Source organism: Pseudoalteromonas sp. UBA2102, assembly GCF_002331165.1.
Lineage (GTDB): Bacteria > Pseudomonadota > Gammaproteobacteria > Enterobacterales > Alteromonadaceae > Pseudoalteromonas > Pseudoalteromonas atlantica.
This window is the reverse complement of the sequence record NZ_DCYU01000051.1, coordinates 20,795-43,839: the sequence shown is the minus strand read 5'-3', so window position 1 is coordinate 43,839 and position 23,045 is coordinate 20,795. Positions and strand designations below refer to the sequence as shown.

18 protein-coding genes are annotated in these 23,045 nt (G+C 43.2%); 10 read left to right on the top strand and 8 right to left on the bottom strand.

Annotation, left to right across the window (positions count from 1 at the left end; translation table 11 throughout):
* Positions 1–40: 40 nt before the first annotated feature.
* Entirely contained in the window at positions 41–880 is an 840-nt protein-coding gene (locus B2R65_RS06280) for an alpha/beta hydrolase (RefSeq protein ID WP_286741692.1), read from the top strand.
* Between the two features lie 29 nt (positions 881–909).
* On the opposite strand, the gene B2R65_RS06275 is transcribed toward B2R65_RS06280, so the two are convergent.
* The 6 genes from B2R65_RS06275 to B2R65_RS06250 form a co-directional block, all read right to left on the bottom strand.
* Complete coding sequence (locus B2R65_RS06275; RefSeq protein ID WP_286741690.1) at positions 910–1,812, bottom strand: homocysteine S-methyltransferase family protein; 903 nt, start codon at positions 1,810–1,812, stop codon at positions 910–912.
* A gap of 166 nt (positions 1,813–1,978) precedes the next feature.
* Positions 1,979–2,224: a DUF3297 family protein gene (locus B2R65_RS06270; RefSeq protein ID WP_024034014.1), complete on the bottom strand. Its 246-nt coding sequence runs from the start codon at positions 2,222–2,224 to the stop codon at positions 1,979–1,981.
* 83 nt (positions 2,225–2,307) lie between these two features.
* Positions 2,308–3,312 (bottom strand): YeiH family protein, encoded by a 1,005-nt coding sequence (locus tag B2R65_RS06265; protein ID WP_286741689.1) that lies wholly within the window; start codon positions 3,310–3,312, stop codon positions 2,308–2,310.
* Complete coding sequence (locus tag B2R65_RS06260; protein ID WP_004586031.1) at positions 3,312–4,307, bottom strand: TauD/TfdA family dioxygenase; 996 nt, start codon at positions 4,305–4,307, stop codon at positions 3,312–3,314. Before B2R65_RS06260 ends, B2R65_RS06265 begins: the two co-directional genes overlap by 1 nt.
* A gap of 9 nt (positions 4,308–4,316) precedes the next feature.
* Complete coding sequence (locus B2R65_RS06255; RefSeq protein WP_029773103.1) at positions 4,317–5,279, bottom strand: aldo/keto reductase; 963 nt, start codon at positions 5,277–5,279, stop codon at positions 4,317–4,319.
* Positions 5,280–5,495: 216 nt separating this feature from the next.
* Positions 5,496–6,245, bottom strand: coding sequence for a GntR family transcriptional regulator (locus B2R65_RS06250; protein WP_273606609.1), 750 nt, complete (start codon positions 6,243–6,245; stop codon positions 5,496–5,498).
* 170 nt (positions 6,246–6,415) lie between these two features.
* Here B2R65_RS06250 and B2R65_RS06245 point away from each other — a divergent pair, with 170 nt between their 5' ends.
* The 9 genes from B2R65_RS06245 to B2R65_RS06205 all read left to right on the top strand — a co-directional run bounded on the left by B2R65_RS06245 (position 6,416) and on the right by B2R65_RS06205 (position 20,606).
* The gene (locus B2R65_RS06245; RefSeq protein ID WP_004586028.1) at positions 6,416–7,183 is read left to right on the top strand and encodes a sulfite exporter TauE/SafE family protein; all 768 of its coding nucleotides are present in this window, start codon (positions 6,416–6,418) and stop codon (positions 7,181–7,183) included.
* A 107-nt stretch (positions 7,184–7,290) separates the two neighbouring features.
* Positions 7,291–9,351, top strand: a complete 2,061-nt coding sequence (locus B2R65_RS06240) for a glycoside hydrolase family 31 protein (RefSeq protein WP_286741688.1) — start codon at positions 7,291–7,293, stop codon at positions 9,349–9,351.
* 101 nt (positions 9,352–9,452) lie between these two features.
* Entirely contained in the window at positions 9,453–11,192 is a 1,740-nt protein-coding gene (locus B2R65_RS06235; protein ID WP_286741687.1) for a solute:sodium symporter family transporter, read from the top strand.
* Between the two features lie 212 nt (positions 11,193–11,404).
* Positions 11,405–13,831, top strand: a complete 2,427-nt coding sequence (locus tag B2R65_RS06230; protein ID WP_286741686.1) for a TonB-dependent receptor — start codon at positions 11,405–11,407, stop codon at positions 13,829–13,831.
* Positions 13,832–14,041: 210 nt separating this feature from the next.
* Positions 14,042–15,625, top strand: a complete 1,584-nt coding sequence (locus B2R65_RS06225; RefSeq protein WP_054983876.1) for an alkaline phosphatase — start codon at positions 14,042–14,044, stop codon at positions 15,623–15,625.
* Positions 15,626–15,636: 11 nt separating this feature from the next.
* Positions 15,637–17,424, top strand: a complete 1,788-nt coding sequence (locus B2R65_RS06220; RefSeq protein ID WP_286741685.1) for an alkaline phosphatase — start codon at positions 15,637–15,639, stop codon at positions 17,422–17,424.
* A 162-nt stretch (positions 17,425–17,586) separates the two neighbouring features.
* Positions 17,587–18,300 (top strand): hypothetical protein, encoded by a 714-nt coding sequence (locus tag B2R65_RS06215; RefSeq protein ID WP_286741684.1) that lies wholly within the window; start codon positions 17,587–17,589, stop codon positions 18,298–18,300.
* Positions 18,301–18,618: 318 nt separating this feature from the next.
* Entirely contained in the window at positions 18,619–20,037 is a 1,419-nt protein-coding gene (locus tag B2R65_RS06210; RefSeq protein ID WP_277053822.1) for a hypothetical protein, read from the top strand.
* A 113-nt stretch (positions 20,038–20,150) separates the two neighbouring features.
* Positions 20,151–20,606 carry a hypothetical protein gene (locus B2R65_RS06205; protein WP_286741683.1) on the top strand — a complete coding sequence of 152 codons (456 nt, stop codon included), beginning with the start codon at positions 20,151–20,153 and terminating at the stop codon, positions 20,604–20,606.
* A gap of 31 nt (positions 20,607–20,637) precedes the next feature.
* On the opposite strand, the gene B2R65_RS06200 is transcribed toward B2R65_RS06205, so the two are convergent.
* Together B2R65_RS06200 and B2R65_RS06195 are read right to left on the bottom strand one after the other, a co-directional pair.
* Positions 20,638–22,527: a monovalent cation:proton antiporter-2 (CPA2) family protein gene (locus B2R65_RS06200; protein ID WP_286741682.1), complete on the bottom strand. Its 1,890-nt coding sequence runs from the start codon at positions 22,525–22,527 to the stop codon at positions 20,638–20,640.
* Between the two features lie 95 nt (positions 22,528–22,622).
* Positions 22,623–23,045: DUF4097 family beta strand repeat-containing protein (locus tag B2R65_RS06195; RefSeq protein WP_286741681.1), on the bottom strand; the 423-nt coding region annotated here is incomplete at its 5' end.

Sequence of the window (23,045 nt, the reverse complement as noted above, 5' to 3'; positions counted from 1 at the left end):
TACTGCTGCAAATTCAACCATCAAGGATCAACACGCCCTAATGAATACTGCTTTAAAAAACTTGCTGTTACTTTGCGCTTTTATGTATTTTAAATTAAGCGCAAATACTCCGTACCAAATCCCTAGAAGTAGTGTTATTGAACTCACTGAGCCTATGACCAATCGGGTATATCCTGTTTTTATTCAGCTCCCTAAGTCATATAAAAAGCACCCTGAAAAAATATATCCAGTTATTTATTTAACCGATGCACCGTATACGTTCTCTATTGTGGCAGGTGCTACACGGTTTCCTATGAATAGCGGTAAAATGCAACAGGCTATTATAGTGGCCATTAGCTACGAAAAAGGCTCTAAAGGGTCTAATAGTCGAATTAGAGACTACACCCCAAATAAGGCGCAAAGCTGGAAAAAACAAACCGGTAACGCGCAAAACCACGCGCTGTTTTTAAAAAATACTGTATTGCCGTTTATACAAAGTAACTACCGAGCAAGTAGCACTCAAAAAACTTATATAGGTAATTCTTTAGGCGGTTTATTTGGCGTGACTATTTTATTTACGATGCCCGATTTATTTAACAATTATATAATTGGCAGCCCATCAGTTTGGTTTAATAACAATGCGATTTTAGCGCTACAAGCACATAAGCCTAAAGTGCCTACAAAGGTTTATATATCGGTGGGGGCAAAGGAAACCCCAAGCTTTGGTGAAGGGCAAAATATGGTGGCAGGGGCAAAGCTATTAACGCAAAAAATTAATGCACTTAGCAGTGAAAATATTGACCTAAAAAGCGTTGTTGTTGAAGGGGCGAGCCATGCAACGGCATTTCCTACTACAGCTATACAAGGGCTTGATTGGCTGCTGGGAGGCAACAGCAATTAAGCCCTAATATTTATAAAAGCACTAAAAGCTTAAGCGCTTTCAAGTTCCTGTTTCCAGTTTACTAATACTTCAATGAACTCTGGACCTATACCACAGCAGCCGCCAATAACACTTGCGCCTTGGCTGTACCACGTTTTTGCAAAATCTAGGTATTCTGCAGGTGAAATATCACGATACGCTTGTGAGCCTTCGTTGGCTTTGTAATCGCTTGCGATAGGTGTAAAGCCATTAGCAAATGCGCCTAAAACAACGCTTTTATTTTGTTTAGCTAATACAGCGTTGGTATCGCTAAAGGCTTGCTCTATAACCTCAGGTATTGAGCAGTTAAAGAAAATACCAGTAACATTTTGTTCAAGCAAAGCCGCTACTGCGTCACTTACCAGCTCACCAGAGCGAAGTGTCGCTTGCTCGCTTACCACATCATTTAAGGTAAATGCGTAATAACATGGCTTGTTTGAGCTTTTAAGTACATTTGCCATAACGCGCGCTTCTTCAATGCTCGATATGGTTTCGCCAATCCATACATCTACGTGCTCGTCTTGCGCCTTGTATAGCGTATCTAAAATAGTAAAAGCGCGTTCGCTTTCAAATAGTTCAGGGCGATAAGAGCCAAAGGCGGGTGGTAATGAGCCTGCTACTAATACATTTTGTTTAGCGTTTTGAGCTACGTCTTTTGCAATAACGGCCGCTTGCTGTGCAAGGGCTGCGCCTTGAGCTTGGTATAGCGCTTCACCTAAATGAAAGGGCACACAGGCATAACTATTAACGGTAATTATTTCAGCGCCTGCATTAATAAAACCTTGGTGAGCCTGCGTTACAAAATGTGGGGCTTCTATTAGGGCTTGTGCACTCCACAGTGGCTGGGTAAATGGTGCGCCAATGCGTTTAAGCTCGCGTCCCATGCCGCCATCTAAAATAGTTACTTTATTCATAAAGGATTTCTATACAACTAAACAATATGGCGCTATTCAACCATAATTTTTTTAGATTCATAATGAAACTTCGTCACCTTTAACATGAAAAAAGCTCAATGCTTTTTTACAGGCATAAAAAAAGCGACATCTCGTAAGAGAGTCGCTTATCTAAGTAGTCTAAACCTTACTTATAAAATACGTCTACCGTACCTTTTACTTTCATAAGTAAAGGCTGGCCGCGGCGGTCTAGCGCTTTAGGCGCGGCAATTTTAATCCAACCTTCGCTAATGCAGTACTCTTCTACGTCAAAGCGTTCTTTGCCATTTAAGCTTACGCCAATTTCGTGTTCAAACACTTCTTCTACGTAATGCTTGCTACGTGGGTTAATAGAAAGCTGATCAGGTAATGCTGGTTTTGTTGAATCGGTCATGGTTTTAATCTTTATTAAAAAGTGATGCGCTATTGTAGGCAATCCACTCAATACGCTCAAGGTTTAATGCTTAGCTACTCAACTTAGCTACACAATACAAAGCCAAGTATTAACAGTGCTATCCAAATGGTTTCGGCAACAATCATAATTATTGGTTTTAAGCCCACCTCGGTGAGTTTGCCTAGATTTGTTTTCATACCAATGGCGGCTATGGCGGCAATTAAAAAGAACCGAGAAAGCTCATTTGTGGTTTCAAGCACAATAGCGGGTAGGTTAAAGGTGCTGTTTATAATCATTAAAATTACAAAGCCAATTAAAAACCCCGGTACTTTTGGCAACTCGCCATGGTTACCTTTATTTGAGCGATTAATAACCACCATCATAATAAGTACTACAGGCAACAGCATAGCCACGCGTACTAGTTTGGTAAGTGTTGCTATATCGCCAGTTTCGGGCGATACCGAATAACCGGCACCTACTACTTGGGCTACATCGTGTATGGTGCCACCTAAAAATACCCCGGCGTTATGTGCATCAAATTCAAGGTAGTTAACCACAATAGGGTATAAAATCATTGCAATGGTCGACATGGCCGTTACGCCAATTACGGTAAGTAAGGTATCGCGCTCTTTATGCTCGCTGTTGGGCATAATAGATGAAATAGCCAGTGCTGCCGATGCACCACAAATAGCAACTGAGCCACCGGTGAGTGCGCCAAAGCGTTTTTGTAACCCAAATACTCGGGCAAGTACAACCCCTAAAATAATGGTGGTAAATATAGCGCCAGCTAACATTAGCGCTGTTTGCCAGCCCAGTGTAACCAAATCGCCCAGTGCTATACGGGTGCCAAGTAATACAATGCCTACACGTAAGACCGTGGTGCCAGTAAAGTCTATGCCTTTAGCGCACGGGCTGTCGCTTTGATATAAAAACGACACCGCCATCCCCAATAATAAAGCAAACAACATAGCGGGCGCGCCATAGTGTTCACTTAAAAATAAGGCAGCAAGGCCAGTCATTGCAGCAATGCTGACCCCTTGCCATAATGGGGAAACTTTTACCTTTAGTGCACCGGTTAAGCTTTGCATTAGGCGTTAGCTGCTGTCAGTGCAACAAGCACTTGGCGTTTACGCTCGCCAGTAAATGGGCGGCGGCCATGCATAGCCATTTCGTTATCAACTAAGGCTACATCGCCATCTTGCCACGCTAAATCAAAGGTAAATTCTTTTGATAGCTCAACAATTTTTTCAAGCCCTTGTTTAGGAATGGCACTGCCATCGCCAAAGGTAATAGCAACCGATGGATTTTCGCGAACGCCTTTCCAGCCCATGTAAGCGGCAATAAGTTGGTTATAAAAAACCTGTACGCCGTTTTCAAGGGTAACTACCGCAGGTAAAACGGGAGTAATTGCTTTTAAAGAGCCATCTTCTAGCCATTCCCACTCGTAACCTAGCTCGGTAAGTTTGCTGTGTGCTTCTTCTTTGGTTTCAACACTTAGGGTGCTTTTCCAACTGCGGCCTTGACCCGATGTAGCATCGTCGGCTGCGGGCATGTAAGTGGTGTACTTTAAGCCTTTTTGTTCAAAGTCATCGGCTAATTGGCTATCAAACTGCTTTAATGCGCTAAATAATTTATCTGAGCGACAAAGCGGTGTCGCGCCGCCTTCCTCAGCTGCTGATTTACAAAAAAAGAACAGCTTACTTGGCGAAATAGGTGTTTGTGCCATTTCGTGATGAAGGTAAATTTCAACATCTTTTGGTGCTTCGTTAGCGGTAAATACACGCTCGGTAAAATTAATACGTACCGCGTTAGAGAGTGACTCTTGGTAAGTAAAGTTGTCGTAATCAAACCCTGCTGAAAACGTATCAAAGGTTTCGGCGCTATCAACAGGAAAGCCTCTAAACAATACAGCGCCTGAGCTGCGTAGTTTTTTAGCCAACTCGCTTTTGTTAGCGCGAATAAAAGCTACCGCTTCTTCAACGGTGCTGGCGTTATTGTTATTAACTACAATGCACGGAAAAACCGAGTCATCAAACGTTAATTGAGTAGGCACTTGGGCATAGTTAAGTTCGGTAGCTGACATTTTATTATCCTAATCGTAAATAGGGTGAAAACGGTTAAAGGCAGCTTCACAAAAGTGCCCAGGGTCGTTAAAACGGCGGTTGCTATTAAGCGCAGAAATTTGCGCCATTTCTTGCTCTGTTAATTCAAAGTCGAACAGCGCGAGGTTTTCTTTCATGCGTTCAAATTTAGAGGTTTTAGGAATAATGGCGGTGCCGCGTTGCACACCCCAGCGCAGTACAACTTGTGCTGGTGTTTTGCCATGATTTTGCGCCGCAGCTTTTACTACGCTTTGCTCAAGCACCGACTCAGTTTGATCGGCCATTTCAAGCTCAAGGTACGAAAGCGCACCGAGCGGCGAAAACGCAGTAACCGGAATGTCGTACTGTTTGGCAAGCCTTACTAAGCGCTCTTGCGTTAAATAAGGGTGCGACTCAATTTGCAGCATGGCGGGTTTAATGGTGGCGTAGGTCATTAAATCGTGAATAAGCGCGCTTGAGTAGTTACACACACCAATGCGTTTTGCTTTGTTGTTATGTACTTGCTCTTCCATTGCTTGCCACGTTAAGTGTAGCGGCACTTTTGCCAGCTCCATTTGTGGGTTTTGTGCATCAGGGTCTACAAACCACTCTGGTGGGTAGCGTGTTTCGATTGGTACAAACGTTTGCGCAATCGGAAAGTGAATTAAGTATAAGTCGAGGTAGTCGAGCTTTAAATCGCTCAAGGTTTTATCAATGGCTAGCTCTACATGCTCTGGCGCATGAAAGGTATTCCATAGCTTTGATGTTACCCATAATTCTTCGCGGGTACATAGGCCGTCTTTTATTGCTTGAGCAATGCCATCGCCTACTTGTTCTTCGTTACCGTAGTCTGATGCGCAATCAAGATGGCGGTAACCTGCTTTAATAGCTTGGTACACTGTTTGCGCGCAATCTTCTTGTGCTACTTTCCATAAACCGAACCCGACTGGCGGGATGTTATTTAATGAACTCATTGGGAATTCCTGTTAAAATTGCATAATGACTTTGGTCTTGTATAAGACATAAGTTATTATACGAATCTAACAGTGTCAACACTGTGTTAACCGCAAGGCAATAAATGAAAGGTGTTAAAAAACCTACAGGCAGCAAAAAGGCAGCGTTTGCTGCCTTTAAAAAATATTTAATAAGTGTGCGCTAATATAACTTACTCGCGGCTAAAGCGCGGTTAATTAATCAAGTTCTATTTGGTAGTGGTAATGATCGCTACGGCATTTACTTAAACGATATTCAATGCGTTTACCTTCGATTGACTCGGTAATGCGCGATACCAACAATAAAGGGTCACCGGCTTTAATAGCGAGCATTTTAGCGTCGGTTTCATCTGCTAAAACGGCTTTAATGCTGTCTTGGGTTTTATGCACGGTTTGGTTAAATTTGGTTTGGTAGTAATGATACAATGTATGCGGAATATCACTACTTTGATGTATATCAGGAAAGAAACTTTGTGGTAGATATATAGTTTCGCTCATACAAAATTCGTTATCGAGAATGCGTCTGCGTACAAGCTTAGTGACTTTGTCTTTTTTATTAAGTTGCAGCGCATCAATAACATCTCGTGGTGCCGGGCAAAGCTCAACCGACAATAGCTCGGCTTTAGGTAGGTCGGCGCCTTTACCGTCGGCCTGTAGCGGAAAAAACCTAAACAGGGCATCTTGCGCGGTATGCTCAGATACAAACGTACCAACACCTTGGCGGCGAGTAACTATTTTATCGTCGGTTAATAAATTAAGCGCTTTACGCACAGTGCCTTGGCTTACGTTAAACTCTTCAGCAAGGCGAAACTCGCTCGGTAATACTTCGCCAGGTACCCAGCGTCTTTCAACAATGAGCTGTTTAATATAATCAGCCACTTGTAAGTAAAGTGGTTGAAAAGCCAAGCTTGGGCCACTTAATTTGTGATCAAACATAGAGTTACTCATTGTTATTTACCATTAAATTTAATCCACCTGTATTTATATCATAGGTGAAACTTTTTGCGCAGTTTTGCGCAAGCTCAATTAATTGTGAACTATTGCTGTGTAGTTTGTTTTTACATTATGCCTAAAAACAAATCGTTACACTACAGTAGCGCACACGTAGGATATTTAAAGTGCTCAGTATTTCGTTAGAACTCATCTTGCTTATGGCGTTGTGCCTAAGCCTTGCCACCATAATGCAAACGCTTAGCGGGTTTGGCTTTGGGTTGCTGGTGGTTGCAAGCTTTACGTTGCTAGATGTTTTACCGCTCACTGCCACCACCTTTTTAGTGAGTTTATTGGGTTTAGTTAACTCAACCACTGTGGTGGTTAAAAATCGCAGTACAGTAAAAGTGCCCGAGCTTAAACTTATGTTGTATACCGGTATTCCGCTAATGCTGTTAGGTTTTATACTGCTTGAATATATGTCGGCGCATTTAACGCAGTTCTTAAACTTTATTTTAGGCATTAGTATTTTGCTATGTTGTGGCTTAATGCTAATTGGCCGTGATAGAGCAAATAAGCAAAGCGGGCGTGGCTCGTTTTTAATTGCCGGCGGCGTAAGTGGCTTGCTGGGTGGGCTGTTTTCAACGTCGGGGCCGCCGCTGGTGTTTCAGTGCTATAAACAAGCTTGGTCTATTGAGGCCATTCGTAGCACCTTACTTGCGGTATTTACCATTGGCGGCTTAGTCCGTGTTGGTATTGCCTTATTTGGCACCTTACCCGAGCTCGACATTATGTTTTTAATTGCAGCGGCCATACCGCTGGTATTATTAGTAACGCAATTTGCTCGTAAATTAACGCCTTACGTTGATGCAAAATGGATTCGTATAATAGCAATTGCATTGCTTGGCCTAAGCGGCGTTTCGCTGGTGGCAACATCGGCACCGGGCATATTTTAAAAGTAACGATGTAAATAATTCATCTTAGGGTTATTTACATTGACATGGGGATTACAATTATTTAACTTGTGTCTTATACAAGACTAATAATTGGTTAAGGAACTCCCATGAATGCATTTGAATTACGTGAGCCAGACTGGAACGCAATAGAGCCAGCACGCTTAACTGCAGAGCCTAAATTACAAGGCCATGTGCTAGTTTTACCAACTCAATTTGGCGAGGTCAGCGTTACCATCAGCCAGTTTGGTTTACGTTTAAATGCGGGCTCCACGCATGACGAGACGTTTAAAATATTAACCACCACCCCTTCAAACTTACCGCTATCACTTAATAAATTAGACCAAGGCTTTGCAGCCACCGCCGGTGAGTACCGCTTAGAATTTTACAGCGACCCTTTTTACTTTAAGCTTTATAAAAACGATAAATTAGTACAGCAATCAGCAACTGATGGCCATTTTGTGCGCCAGCACCGTTTACCGCCACTGGCCAAAACCGATAACGGCTGGATTTTAAGTCTAGAGCTTAATTACGACGAAGCCGTTTACGGCCTTGGCGAAAAATGGGGCAAGCTTGATAAACGCGGCCAGCTTATTCGCTCATACAACCACGATGCACTGGGCGTAAACGCCGAAAAGTCTTATAAAAATACGCCATACGCTTGGAGCCCAGAGGGCTGGAATTTATTTGTACACACGCCGGCGCCCGTTACACATGGCGTAGGTTACGCACTTTGGTCGCAACGTGCTTATGTGTGTTTAGTAGAAGACGACGCGCTAGATGTATTTTTATACCAAGAGCAAACGCCTGCACAAAGTATAAATCGCTACTGCGAGCTAACTGGTTTTGCACCGGTGCCACCGCAGTGGAGTTTTGGTGTTATTTTATCAAAAGCGTACTACAAAGATGCCGACGAGCTATTAAGTGTCGCCCGCGAAGTACGCGCTAAAAACATGCCGTGCGATGTAATTACCCTTGATGGCCGCGCATGGCAAGACACCGACACCCGCTTTGCCTTTGAATGGGACCCAACACGTTACGCCGACCCAAAACCTGTGCTTGATGAACTAAAAGCCATGGATTTTAAAATTTGCGTGTGGGAATACCCAATGATCTCGGTAAACAACCCATTATTTGCTAAAGCGGCCGAGAACGGCTGGCTAATAAAAGACAAACGCACAGGTAAAGCGTATCAATACGAGTGGGATTTAAGCCCCTTTGGCGAAGTACTTACGCCATTACCAGAGTCGGGTATTTTAGATTTTACTCATCCCGATGCTTACGAATACTGGCTGGAGTCGCACAAGCCATTGTTTGAGCTTGGCGTTGATATGATAAAAGCAGACTTTGGCGAACAGCTAGAAGACGAAAACATGGTATCGCACAGTGGCGACAGCGGCATTAGACTACATAATGTTTATAGCATGCTGTACAACCGCTGCGTTTATGAAGCCGCCGAAAAGTACTGTAAAACAGGGCCATTTTTGTTTAGCCGATCTGCATGGACAGGCAGCCAACGTTTCCCAGCACAATGGGGCGGCGACCCACAAGCCGATTGGCAAGGTTTAGCGGCGAGCATTCGCGGCAGCTTAGCGTGGGGCATGTCGGGCGGGCCATTTTTTGCAACCGATATTGGCGGATTTTACAAAGACACCCGCGATGCAGAGCTTTATGTACGTTGGGCGCAGGCATCGGTATTTAGTGCGCACATGCGTTTACATGGCATTGGCCCACGCGAACCGTGGTCATACACCGAGCAAGCAAGTGACGCAGTATTTGCAGCGCTTAAATTACGCTATCAGTTAATTCCGTACTTACAAGAATGTGCAGAGCAAGCGCAGCAAACAGGGCTTCCTATTCAGCGTGCTATGGCATTGGCGTTTCCTGATGACGTACTGGCACATAATTTTGATCAGCAATTTATGTGCGGCGAAAAACTCCTTGTGGTGCCATGTGTTGTACCAAACGGTAAAGTTAAATTTTATTTACCACAAGGCGAGTGGGTGCGATTCCCTGATGGGCAGGCGTACCAAGGCGGCAAGTATTACGAAGAAACACTTGAGCTTACACAAATGGCCGTATTTGTTCGTAAAGGCGATACGCTCATGCTAGGCCCAGAGGTTCAACACACAGAACAAGACATGAGCCAGCTAACAGCATGGCCAAAATAAAACTCGGTTAATAGCAAACACACACAACACACGTAACACACACAATAATAAAGATATTAGCTTACTTTTTACCGAGTAAAGTAAGCTAAAAGGGGCGTAAGATGGAAGGTATGAACATTACCATGACACTGCTATCGTGCTTGGCGTTTATGGCGCTGGTAGGATATATCTCGTACCAAAAAACCAAAGGGGAAGTTAACACCCAAGACGGCTACTTTTTAGCGGGGCGTGGTTTAACAGGTACATTTATAGCGGGGTCGATGATCCTCACTAACTTATCGGCCGAGCAACTTATTGGCCTAAATGGCTCAGCGTATGGTTACAACCTAAGTTCAATGGCGTGGGAAGTAACAGCTGGGATATCAACCATTATAATGGCGCTGATCTTTTTACCACGGTATTTAGCCGGCGCGTTTTCTACCTTGCCTGAATTTTTACGGGATCGTTTTGACGATACCGTACGCCGTATGACGGTGATCTTATTTATGGTAGGGTATTGTTTTATAACGATCCCTTCTGTTTTGTACTCAGGATCAATCGCCGTTCTTAGGTTGTTTGATGTGCCCACCTTATTAAACTTAAGCTATCAAGCAAGCCTAATTGTCACCATTATTATTGTGGGCTCCGTGGGCGCTATTTACGCGGTATTCGGCGGTTTAAAGGCGGTTGCCGTATCAGATACCATTAACGGTGTTGGGTTATTAATTATTGGTATTTTAGTGCCTACCCTTGGCCTTATTGCCCTTGGCGATGGCAACTTTGCCGATGGCCTAAGCACATTGGTAAACACTGATACCGAAAAGCTTAACGCCATTGGTAGCAGTGACGATCCCGTGCCATTTGGCACCATTTTTACCGGTATGATCCTCGCTAATTTATTTTATTGGGGCACCAATCAGTACGTGATCCAGCGTACACTAGGCGCTAAAAACTTAGTAGAAGGCCAAAAGGGCGTGTTGTTTTCAGGGTACTTTAAAGTGCTAGTACCCTTTATGATGATGATCCCAGGCGTAATTGCGTATCACCTTTATAAGCACGAAAGCTTACAAACCATAGATTTAGCTTACCCACATTTAGTTAAAGATGTACTGCCTCAGTACTTATCTGGGTTCTTTTTAGCGGTGCTACTAGGTGCGGTATTTAGCTCGTTTAATTCGCTGTTAAATAGTGCCGCCACGTTGTTTTGTTTAGATGTATACAAACCCATGAAAAAAGACAAAGTAAGCGACGAAAAGCTGATTAAAGTGGCCAAAATTACCAGTATTGTAATTGCTGTTTTATCGTTTATTACCGCGCCATTACTGATGTTTGCGCCAGAAGGTTTATGGCACATCATTCGTGTATTTACCGGATTTTACAACATTCCGGTCATCACAATTGTGCTCGTGGGGTTATTTACTCGCAAAGTGCCTGCACTGGGCGCTAAAGTGGCTATTGTTTTTCATGTTATTGCCTATACTTTGCTTAAATTTGTGTGGGATGTAGATATTAACTTTATCCATATTTACGCCATATTATTCTTTATTGAGCTGGCCATTATGTTAGGTATTGGCTACTACAAACCTCTTGCCACACCATGGAACTTTACCCGCAAAGCCGAGGTAAACCTAAGCCCGTGGAAATACGCACTGCCTTGCGCGATTGTATTAGTAAGCTTAATTATAAGCTTGTACATACTGTTTTCTCCGCTTGGATTGGTGGGTGGCACCAGCATGTACTTTGTACCAAGCTTAATTGCTGTTTGGACTAGCGCCTTTTTGCTTAGCTGGTGGAGCGTACGCCGATGGCATAAGCGTTACCAAAGCAGCTTGGCGCATATTGGCGTTGCTAAGGTGACATAATGCGCCGTTATATTCTTTATACAAATTTTAAATCACATTTTATTCACATAATGTTTGCAATAGAACATAAGTTTGTTTAAGTTTATATCTCTTATATAAGACATAAGAGATATAAGGAAAATAACTACAACACTCTGGCACCGCTTTTTAGCAACCCACACACTTGCTAGCGCGGTAATTTAACAGCACACACGCACAATTTGGAGAATGACATGAGAGCTAAAAAGTCCGTCTTAAGCTTGGCAGTCACGTTAGCAATGACAACGGGTTTAGCACTAAGCACGCAAGCACATGCGCAGCAAGAGCAAACTGAACAACAAGCAGAGCAAAACAATAACGACCAGTTTGAAAAAATTGTTGTTACCTCACAAAAACGAACACAAAGCCTAAACGAAGTACCGCTTGCGGTGTCTGTGCTTAATAGCGACCAGATTGATTCGGCGTTTGCTAATAACATGGAAGGCCTGCAGTCACTTGTGCCTTCGGTCAGTTTTAGAAAAGGCACCACAACCCGTAACTCAGCGCTAACAGTGCGAGGTATTGGTACTATTTCGTTTAGTATTGCTGCTGAGCCAAGTGTGGCAACCGTGGTTGATGGCGTGGTACTTGGTCGCTCTGGTCAAGCCTTTGCCGATTTATACGATGTATCTCGCATTGAAGTACTGCGCGGCCCACAAGGTACACTATTTGGTAAAAATGCTTCGGCGGGTGTGGTAAACATTACAACCAAAGATCCTTCGTACGATACCACCGGCAGCGTAGAAACCTCGTTTTATCAAGACAACGAATACCGCTTTAAAGGCGTGGTAAGCGGCGGCTTAACCGACGACTTGGCAGCAAGCTTAACCGTGTTTAAAGGTAAGTTTGATGGCTACATTGATAACGTTTACAACAACGAAAAAGTAAACGGTTACGACCGTGAAGGCGCACGTGCTGTATTTAAATACGAGCCAAGCGATGATTTAAACGTAAAATTTATTGCCGAATTTTATAACGCCGACGACGACTGTTGTGCCGATTTAGAAGCCCTGCCAAGTGGCCGTAACCCAGATTCAGACGCAGCCCCTAACAGCAACGGTATTGTTGATGGTGTGGCCGATATTGACCTAGACCAGCGCAAAGTTGATCACGACTATGAGTCGCGCACCATTGACAAACATAGCGCGTTTTCGGTACAGGTTGATAAAACTATTGGCGACTACACATACACCTCTATTACTGCGCAGCGCTCGTGGGATAACACTGAATACCGCGAAGGCGACTTTACCTCAATTGCCGGCGACAGTAACGAACCGGTATTTGGTGCGCCATTTCAATTACACGATTTAGGAGCTCAGCAGTGGGATCAGTTTTCGCAAGAATTTAGAGTTACTTCAAACCTAGCGGGTCCGTTTAACTATGTGGCTGGCTTATTTTACTGGAACATGGACTCGCAACGTAACTTTACCCGTGACGCGAGTTGTCAAAATAACGGTGGCCAACTAGACGCTGCAATGGCGTATTACGCACAAAATAACTTAACCGGTGCAGAGCTTGATGCCGCATTGGCCGACTTAGACGGCTACACACAAAGCTTAGGTGTAAGCTGTAATGCTAACGATATTGTATCGGCAACCGCGTACATGAGTACCGAGTTTAACAACTGGGCAGCCTTTGCCGATGGTACTTACGATTTATCTGAAGACTTACGTGTACTGTTTGGTATTCGTTATACCGACGATGAAGTGTCGTACACACACCGCCGCGTAAGCAATGACGAATTTGGTCGCACCGGTGTAGGTGTACGCTCAGCAGCACTAAATACTGACGAATCAGGCAGTGCAGAAGAAACCAACGTGTCGGGTCGTTTAGGTATGCAATACGACCTAGGCGATGGCCAAATGGTTTACGGTACTTACTCGCAAGGCTATAAAGGCCCTGGTTTTAACGTGTACTACAACTTTAATCCAGATAACGATAGCCGCGAAATATCGCCAGAAGAGTCAGACGCATACGAGTTAGGCTACAAATACGCAAGCCGCGATTTTGTATTTAACTTTGCTGTATTTAGAACCGAAATTGAAGGCTTTCAAGCCAATAACTTTGACTGTTCAGACGGCACATGTATTACCCGTTTAACCAATGCCGGCGATGTAAGTACACAAGGTGCTGAGGTTGACTTTATGTGGGCGGCTACCGATTCACTTACTTTAACTGGTGGTATTGCGTACATTCAGGCCGAAATTGACGAGTTTAATTGTCCGGCAGAGGTAGAAGCAGGCTCATGTACTGATCGCTCTGGCTTAGATGTCCCGTTTTCGCCAGATTTAAAGTACTCACTAAGTGCTGATTACTTTATTGAAACAGAGCACGACTTTAATATTCATATTAACGGCTCTTACATTTACACCGACGAGCAATACTCAGACCTACCAAACAATGTAGGCGAGTTTAACCCAGCAGCGTTACTGCCAGATTACGGTATTTTAAACGCAAGTGTGGGTTTATCGTTTAAAGATGATGCATTTAGAGTATCGCTTATTGCTAAAAACTTAACCGATGAAAGCTACGTAACCACCTACAGTGGCGACAACTTCCGTTACCAAATTCCGCGTGATGCAGAGCGCTACTTTGGCGTATCGTTTAAGGCGCGTTTTTAATTTTATAAATATATCCCTGTGAAAATTGTGCTAAGCGCAGCGTTTAACCGCTGCGCTTTTTTGTGTCTTAATTTTGTCATGGTTTAGTCATTGTTTTTTAATTAAAAGTACTCTTAGAGGTCACATCTATTTTCTATAGTGCAGCGGTTACTTATTTGAGGTTTACGCTTCAAGCAAAAAATAACCACTACACAATGGGAATAATAAAGGATGAAAATTAAAAAAGTTGCTGCGGCAGTTGGCTTAACGTTTATGTTAAGTGCTGCAAGTCATGCCGATGTATTACCACAAAGCCAAACAGACAATGACTGGTATACAAATGCCCAAACTACACTCGCCACAAAAACTGCGCTTGCACAAAGCCAGCAAACAACAAAAGCTAAAAACGTTATTTTATTTGTAGGCGATGGCATGGGTGTATCTACCCTTACCGCAGCACGTATCTTAAAAGGACAAAGAGCGGGCGATTTAGGTGAAGAAGGTTATTTAAGCTTTGAAGAGTTCCCGTACTCAGCACAAGTAAAAACATACAACGTAGATGCACAAACACCGGATTCTGCAGGCACAATGACCGCGATGATCTCAGGGGTTAAAACCGATGTAGGCGTTATTGGTGTAGACGAAGACATAGAGCGCGGTGTGTGTTCAACTGTATCGGGTAATGAGCTTTTAACAGCAACAGAACTTGCTGAAATTAAAGGCCTAGCAACCGGTGTTATTTCAACAGCGCGTATTACCCATGCAACGCCAGCGGCAACCTATGCAAAATCGGCAGACCGTAACTGGGAAGATATCTCAGACATGCCAGAAACCGAAACTGCATGTGAAGACATTGCTTCGCAATTAGTTAATTTTGAAAAAAACCTAGAAGCACGTTTTGTAGGTACCGACGTAGACGGTCTTGATTTTGTAATGGGTGGCGGACGTCGTCACTTTTTACCAAAAGATGAAGCAGCTAACTCAGCAGATGCACTTAGCGCTGTAGAGGGCGATCGTACTGATGAGCGTAACTTAGTTACTGAGTGGCAAACACAATACCCACAAGGTACTTATGTTATGGACCAAGCAGGCTTTGATGCCATTGCTGACGATGCCACTAAAGTGTTTGGCTTATTTAACGAATCGCACATGCAATACGAAGCAGACCGCGCAAACGATATTGCCGGTGAGCCATCGCTGAGCGAAATGACTAGCAAAGCAATTGATGTATTAGGTAAAAACGAAAACGGCTTTTTCTTAACCGTTGAGTCGGGCCGTATTGACCACGCACACCATGCGGGTAATGCCTACAACGCACTTAACGACACCATTGAATTTGCTAAAGCCGTGCAAGCTGCGGTAGATAATACCAACCCAGAAGAAACCCTTATTTTAGTAACCGCCGATCACAGCCACGTATTTACTATTGCTGGCTACCCTAAACGCGGTAACCCAATTTTAGGCCAAGTAGTTGCCGTAGGCGAAACCACACCAAGCCTTGCTGCCGACGATATGCCTTACACCACAGTAGGCTATGCAAATGGTTTAGGGTTTAGAAACTTAGTTGATGAAACAGATGCCGATGCAGCGTATACAACTGGCCCAGTTGCTGGACGTGTAGAGCTTAGTGGTGTTGATACTACCAATGTTGGCTTTCACCAAGAAACCACTGTCCCTCTTGGCTCAGAAACCCATGCCGGTGAAGATATTTCGCTGCATGCAAAAGGCCCAGGTGCACAGCTAGCTCAAGGCGTAATTGAGCAAAACGTTGTATTTCATTTAATTAATCAAGCTCTTGAACTAACTCAGCAATAATGGCGGCTAACATGAACAAATTAACAGTACTTTCTTTAGCAGTAATGGTCGCGCTAGCAGGTTGTAGTGACGACGACAAAGACGAAAATAATATTCTCGCGGTAGATAACACCATTGCAGTAGGATCTGAACAATGTGTTAATGGCGGCGTAGAAACCCAAACTGGCGTAGATACAAACGGCAACGGCGTACTAGATAGCGACGAAGTTACCTCTTCTAACTTAGTGTGTAATGCACCTGCTACGTCACTTACCAGCGAGCAACTTGCCACCCTAACGACTAACGCATGGTATGGCGATGCACAAACAAAGCTTGCGGCAACACAGCAAGCTAATAGCGAAGTGGTTACTGAATCTGGCAAAGCGAAAAACGTTATATTATTTGTTGGCGACGGCATGGGTATTTCTACCGTAACAGCTGCACGTATTTTAGCAGGCCAGCTTGAAGGCGGTTTAGGTGAAGACTACCAGTTAAGCTTTGAAAAAATGCCGTACTCAGGTTTTGTTAAAACTTACAACGTAGATGCACAAACGCCGGATTCTGCAGGCACAATGACGGCAATGGTATCAGGTGTTAAAACCGATGTGGGCGTAATTGGTGTAGATGAAGACATTGAACGCGGCGACTGTGCCACGGTAACAGGCAACGAACTAGTTACCTCGTTAGAGCTTGCTGAAATAGCCGGTAAAGCAACAGGTCTTATTTCAACCGCACGTATTACCCATGCAACACCTGCAGCAACGTATGCTAAATCGGCTGACCGTAACTGGGAAGATAACTCTGATATGCCAGAGGGCACAGAAGCCTGTGAAGATATTGCATCGCAACTAGTAAACTTTGAAGCCAACCTAGAGTCGCGTTATGCGGGTATTGATGTAGATGGCATTGATGTTGTAATGGGTGGTGGACGTCGTCACTTTTTACCAAAAGATGAAGCAGCAAACTCAGCCGATGCAGTAAGCGCAGTAGAAGGCGACCGTACTGATGGCCGCAACCTAGTAACCGAGTGGCAAACAACTTACCCAAGCGGCACTTACGTTATGGACCAAACTGGTTTTGATGCAATTAGCGACGATGCCACTAAAGTATTTGGTTTATTTAACGAATCGCACATGCAATACGAAGCCGACCGCGCAAACGATGTAGCGGGCGAGCCTTCGCTTAGCGAAATGACCGAAAAAGCAATTAACGTACTAGATAACAACGACAATGGCTTTTTCTTATCGGTAGAAGCAGGGCGTATTGACCACGCGCACCATGCGGGTAATGCCTACAATGCCCTAAACGACACAGTAGAGTTTGCAAAAGCTGTGCAAGTGGCAATGAAAAACACTAACCCAGAAGAAACGCTAATAGTAGTAACTGCCGATCACAGCCACGTATTTACTATTGCAGGCTACCCTAAACGTGGTAACCCAATATTAGGTAAAGTTGTTGCCGTAGGTGAAACCGAGCCAAGCCTAGCTGCCGACGATATGCCATATACCACAGTTGGCTACACCAACGGTGGCGGCTTTAGAGATTTAGGCGATGAAACCGATGCCGATGCAGGTTATGCATTTGCACCTGTTACAGGACGTGTAGATTTAACCGATGTTGATACAACTTCAGCGGGCTTTCACCAAGAGGCGCTTGTACCACTTGGCTCAGAAACTCACGCAGGTGAAGATGTTGGCGTATACGCAATGGGCCCAGGCGCTCACTTAGTTACAGGCACTAACGAGCAAAGCTTTTTATTCCATGTAATGGACTTTGCGGCAGACTTAGTAACTACCGCTGATGAAAAAGTAACGCCATAAGTAATTTACTACGTACGCTCAGCACATAAAGTACGTATTAAAAATGAGGTATTTAAAAACAACTCGTACGCTGTGCGAGTTGTTTTTTTATGTCATAAAAATGCCACTGTAAATGGGTATGGTAATGCCTATTACAGTGACGTTTAAATAAGAGATAATTTAATGAAACTAGCATTATTTTTAATGGCAACACTTGCCAGTACCAGCACCCTAGCGCAGCAATGTAATATTGATAGCGCGCATTTAAAAGCCGACTATAAAATTACCAATACTCATAAAAACGAGCAAAGCACGCAATCACTTACGCTTTGGCGAAACAACTCACAAGTTGCGCATCAGCGTGAGGTAATTACTGAGCTTTGGCAGCACTTAGCTAACAAGCAAATTCGCCCAATTCGTTATTTTAATGCTCAGCAACGCGGTATTGAGTATCAGCCATCTGAGGTACGCGGTGTACAAAGTTGGAGCGCTAAAAGTCAGCTGGTGGATACGCATTTAATCGAAAAAATGACCCTAGTTAACACCCAAGGCAACGGCTGCGATGAAGTAAAAAACTACACACTTTCTGAGGGCGACAACCAATTTAAACTCGCTTTATTTACCAAATCAAACTTGGTTAAAAGCTTTAGCGTAACCAATAAAAAAAGCGATACCCATACTTTGCTAAGCCTTAACGATGTAAACAGCAATAAAGCAGAAATAACCGCACAGTTTGCCAAGTGGGATCGCTTTCAAACCACCGACTACGCCGACATAGGCGATAACGAAAACGACCCGTTTTTAGCAAAAATGATCAACCTAGGCTTTATAGAACACGGCGCAACGGGGTTTTATAATCAGCAAGGTAAAGCGATTCAAGGTGGGCACCACCATTAGGCTTTAGATTATTATAGCCCATAACTGACTTGCTCTATTGGGGCTTAGTTTAAACTCTAATACAGAGTCAGTTATAGGCAACAAATTTAAATGAAGAACACGTTACTTTAAATTACTACCCCAGATGCGAGCCAATCAAACTGCCCTCCCTTATTTCTGAAAGAACCTACCGAAAGAAAATTATTTAAAATTGGTAAATATTTAATCTATTTGATACAAATAGAGCTTCGCACAAATAGGGACGTCTTTGTGAAAATAAGGAAATGCCCTTTGATAAAACTGTTATTTTTGAATAACACTCGCAAGGAATAAACTTAGATGAGTAATGGAATAATTGTAACCTCACAAAGCCAGGTAACTATTGGAGTAGATCAATTTTCAACTGGATTATCTACATATCTAACTGAGCTTGGGCTCCCGAATCATAACGTACTGGTACCTGTACCAGAAAGATCACGTGTTATAAATAACCTTCCCGAAGTAATTAACTTAGTAGATTCAAGGCAAAGAAGCTCCTCGATTTACTTATCAAAATTTATTGCAGCATGTGGGGCTGGGCTTTTTGATGCTGCTCTAAATTTTATTTGGGATGAAACAGTTCTTAGTCTTCGCAAGAAAGTGATCCAGTTTGACCTAGAGTACTTTTATGACAGTGTTGTGACTGATGAAAATAGAAGAAAAAAAATCAATGGTGAAGATGATTTAACCAAACTTGATGAATGGGAGCTTGTTAGAGGTTGTCATTTAACAGGAATACTATCAGACATTGGTTTCAAACATTTAGACTATATTCGTGATATGAGAAACTGGGCGAGCGCTGCTCACCCAAATCAAAATGATTTAACTGGCTTTCAACTAATATCTTGGTTAGAAACATGTATTAAAGAAGTAATTGGCAAAGAACCTGAGGGACCCGTGATTGAAGTAAAAAGGTTTCTAGGGTGCATTAGAAATAATAATCTTAGCACTATTGATGCTCAACCAATCAATGCAGGAATAGAACGCCTCCCTTCTGATTTGGGTACTTCATTACTTCGCACATTATTTGGTATGTATACTGCGAAAGGTGCAAGTATACAACTAAAAAGCAACATAAAGCTCGTATGTGTTAAAGCATGGAATATAAGCCCTGACGAAGTTAAATATGAATGCGGCTTTAAATATGCGACATTTGCATCCAACGCTGAAATAGAAAGAAGAGACACCGCTCGTGAATTTTTAACTTTAGTAAGTGGGCTACCTTTTTTACCAAGTGATACTTTAGCTGTTGAATTATCAGAAAAAATTAATAATTTATATACTGCTCATATCGGCTTTAATAACTTTATCAATGAATCGGCACATGCTCGAGTACTCGATTCTTATGTTTCATCTACTGGAGCTATTCCAGATTCAGTTCGAAAAAATTATGTAAAAACCGTTGTAATGGCAAAGATAGGGAATGGGTATGGAATATCAAGTATGTCCGTTTCATACTATGACAGCATGCTGCAAAAGTTTGGAGAGCTGGAAATTAAAGAGTTTGTATCTTTACTTGAAGACCGAGAGTTTTCCTCACGTCTTACTTTAACTCCATGTGGCACAAATTATAAAGCGTTAGCAAATTATTTATTTTCAAGAACTACTAATCAGGTTTCACAGCAAGCAATACAAGCAATAGGCCAAGCTTCTGGAGATCAACTATCTAGCTTAGGTAAAGATACAAGGTACAAACAATTAATTCATAGCTATGCATAGCTAGATATAAATAAGCTAAAATATATGCTTGATTAATTTGTATTCCATTATAACGACTTAAATTTAGTTCATTTAAAAAACTTGAATTTTCGTTTACTAAAAGGATATTTAGGATGCTAAATAAAAGATCTATTTTACTAATCTCTAGCCTATTAACTATTGGCGGCTGCGCTTCTCCTGGGCCAATGCAAACTGCAATGGGGCCAATGAATACGTCTGCTTTTGAGCCTGTAATTTTAGATACAGTAAAAGATGGCTCAGAAAAAGTGCACTTTAAAGAGTGGACAACTATGTATGAAAATAAAGAGTTGCAGCAATGGGGTGTTTTTTTCATTACAGACAATGGAGCATACATGGCTGAGTGGGATTTTAGAGGTTATGAGTATAACATCAGATATAAACTTCTAGCTAAAGAGCTTGATGCCGTCTCAGATGATAAGGTGGTTCGCGATATGTGGACGGATTCGAACCTGCTAATTCTTCAAGATAAAAGTGGGCATAAAGTTGGCTTTGCTTTAAATGGAAAAAATGCAGCACGCGCTATACTCAAGGAAATAAGTGCTGAGTAATTATAGCAAGAGCATTATATAATGCCTGACACTACTCAATATGAGTATCATCAGGCTTTTTAGGCCTATCAGCGAGTTCTGTTAGGCCGTCTTCACAGTCGCCGCTGTCGCAGGTATTTAAATCACTTTGTGCCTGCTTGTCTTGTTGCAGTACTTGTTTCAAATCTTCCATACGTTGTCGCACGGCTACGCCGTAGCTGGCGTCGTCGCCCCACAGTTCGGCTAGTTGCAATACGGCAGCGCGGTCGTGGTCTCTAAATAGTTTTCCGGCGCGCTGGGCATCTTCCTTGTTGTTACCTAACAGCTCTAGTGCATCTACCGCTAAGTTAATGGCCGAGTCGACCGTTTCGCGGTTAAAGGCATCTACTTTTAAATTAAGTAATTGATAGGCGTGGCGGCGGTCGATAGCGCGGGCAACAATTTTGAGCTGCGGGTAGTTTTTATGTGCAAGCTTAATAATCTCGAGGGTTTTGTCTGCATCGTCTATTGCTACAATTAGCATTTGTGCGGTGTGCGCGCCTGCGGCTTCTAGCAGCTCTTGGCGGGCAGCATCACCATAAAATACGGTATTGCCAAAGCGGCGTAGAAGTTCTATTTGGCTTGGGCTGTGATCAAGTACAGTAATTTCGTAGCCTTGGGCGTGTAATAAGCGCCCCATAATTTGCCCAAAGCGACCATAGCCTGCAATTATAACGTGTTTAGCACTGCTAATTTGCTCGGGCTTGTCGAACTCGGGCGCACTGTTACTGGTGCGTTTTTGTAGCTGCTCGTAAGCCATTAATAACAGTGGCGCAACCAACATTGAAACAGCCACTACTAACGTCACGAGGCTTGTTTGCTCTGGCGTTAATATGCTTAATGTAGTGGTTACACTTAAAAGTACAAAAGCAAATTCGCCGCCTTGTGCCAGCGCTAGTGCAAACAGCAAACGCTGCTTTTTACTAATATTAAAGGTGATGGCAAGGGCAAATAAAATGCAGGCTTTTACTACAATAAGCAGCGCAACGAGTGCAATAACGGTTGTAAATTCATCCGCTAATAATTCAAAGTTGATTGATGCGCCAACAGTGATAAAAAACAGCCCTAACAGTAGGCCTTTAAAGGGCTCTATATCGGCTTCTAGCTCGTGTCTAAACTCGCTTTCGGCAAGGACTACACCGGCTAAAAATGTACCGAGTGCCGGTGATAAGCCAATACTTTGCATTACAAGGGCAATAGCCACCACTAAAAATAGCGCAAAAATAGTAAATATTTCACGCATGTGGGTTTGCGCTATGTATCTAAATAACGGCGCCGACACATATTTACCGCCGGCAATAATAGCGGCGATAACCGCTACCGATACGCCAACTTGTTGCCATACCGGCCAGCTTGCAATAATGGAGTCGCTAATGTCTTTTGAGCTACTTTGCGGCGCAAAAGCCAGTAGTGGTAGGAGCGCTAAAATAGGAATAATGGCGATGTCTTGAAATAATAAAACCGAGAATGCATTTTGCCCAGCTTCTTGCTTTAGCCAGCCTTTTTCTTCAAGGCTTTGCAGTACAATAGCGGTGGATGACAGCGCCAGCATTAAGCCAATGGCGAGGGCGGTTTGCCAATGCATGGTAAAAACCCAATAACAAAACGCAAAAATAGCCGCGGCGGTAAGTACGACCTGTAAGCCGCCAAGCCCTAAAATTGAATGGCGAAGCTTCCATAAACGGGCTGGTTGTAGCTCAAGGCCAACCAAAAACAGCATCATCACTACACCAAATTCGGCAAAGTGCATTACATCTGTTTGATCCCCCACAATACCCAGGGCGTAAGGGCCAATTAGTATGCCCGCAATTAAATAACCAAGTACCGAGCCAAGTCCCACTCGCTTGGCAATAGGTACAGCCACTATGGCCGCCGCTAAGTAAATTAAAGCTATTTCTAACACGCGTATATCCTAATAGTATCAAGGCTTTTAGCATGGCTTAGTGGCTTTAAAAATACAATGGGTCATGTGGCTGAAAATGGATCATTTAGTCATAATTAATCGGCTACTTTTACAGGGCCGTTAATGTTATCAATGCTTACATCGCCTGAGCCCGACTCGGTAATGGTAAGCCCCATAGCGTGGTTTACACGAATGTCGCCCGAACCATCTTCAATGGTTACGCTTGCTTGCACGTGCTCAATGACTAAATCGCCAGAGTTATCGTCTACATCAACTGCGCCATTAATGTTATTAATGGCCATGCTGCCTGAGCCGTCTTCAACAGTTAAGGTGCCGCGCACATTACTAATACGCATATCGCCCGAACCATCATCAACTTCTGCGTTGCCGCTAACATTATTAATATTTACGCTGCCAGAGCCATCGGTAAGCGCTAAGTTGCCCGTGATGTTTTCAAGGGTTATATCGCCTGAGCCATCTTCAATAGTAAGGTTTTTAGCGCTGTTGATAGATAAGCT

Bases quoted from the DNA above. Each gene is read 5' to 3' on its own strand.
- B2R65_RS06260 (WP_004586031.1), bottom strand. From the start codon at position 4,307: ATGTCAGCTACCGAACTTAACTATGCCCAAGTGCCTACTCAATTAACG.
- B2R65_RS06280 (WP_286741692.1), top strand. From the start codon at position 41: ATGAATACTGCTTTAAAAAACTTGCTGTTACTTTGCGCTTTTATGTAT.
- B2R65_RS06225 (WP_054983876.1), top strand. From the start codon at position 14,042: ATGAAAATTAAAAAAGTTGCTGCGGCAGTTGGCTTAACGTTTATGTTA.
- B2R65_RS06250 (WP_273606609.1), bottom strand. From the start codon at position 6,245: ATGAGTAACTCTATGTTTGATCACAAATTAAGTGGCCCAAGCTTGGCT.
- B2R65_RS06235 (WP_286741687.1), top strand. From the start codon at position 9,453: ATGGAAGGTATGAACATTACCATGACACTGCTATCGTGCTTGGCGTTT.
- B2R65_RS06220 (WP_286741685.1), top strand. From the start codon at position 15,637: ATGAACAAATTAACAGTACTTTCTTTAGCAGTAATGGTCGCGCTAGCA.
- B2R65_RS06270 (WP_024034014.1), bottom strand. From the start codon at position 2,224: ATGACCGATTCAACAAAACCAGCATTACCTGATCAGCTTTCTATTAAC.
- B2R65_RS06275 (WP_286741690.1), bottom strand. From the start codon at position 1,812: ATGAATAAAGTAACTATTTTAGATGGCGGCATGGGACGCGAGCTTAAA.
- B2R65_RS06230 (WP_286741686.1), top strand. From the start codon at position 11,405: ATGAGAGCTAAAAAGTCCGTCTTAAGCTTGGCAGTCACGTTAGCAATG.
- B2R65_RS06210 (WP_277053822.1), top strand. From the start codon at position 18,619: ATGAGTAATGGAATAATTGTAACCTCACAAAGCCAGGTAACTATTGGA.
- B2R65_RS06240 (WP_286741688.1), top strand. From the start codon at position 7,291: ATGAATGCATTTGAATTACGTGAGCCAGACTGGAACGCAATAGAGCCA.
- B2R65_RS06205 (WP_286741683.1), top strand. From the start codon at position 20,151: ATGCTAAATAAAAGATCTATTTTACTAATCTCTAGCCTATTAACTATT.
- B2R65_RS06265 (WP_286741689.1), bottom strand. From the start codon at position 3,312: ATGCAAAGCTTAACCGGTGCACTAAAGGTAAAAGTTTCCCCATTATGG.
- B2R65_RS06255 (WP_029773103.1), bottom strand. From the start codon at position 5,279: ATGAGTTCATTAAATAACATCCCGCCAGTCGGGTTCGGTTTATGGAAA.
- B2R65_RS06215 (WP_286741684.1), top strand. From the start codon at position 17,587: ATGAAACTAGCATTATTTTTAATGGCAACACTTGCCAGTACCAGCACC.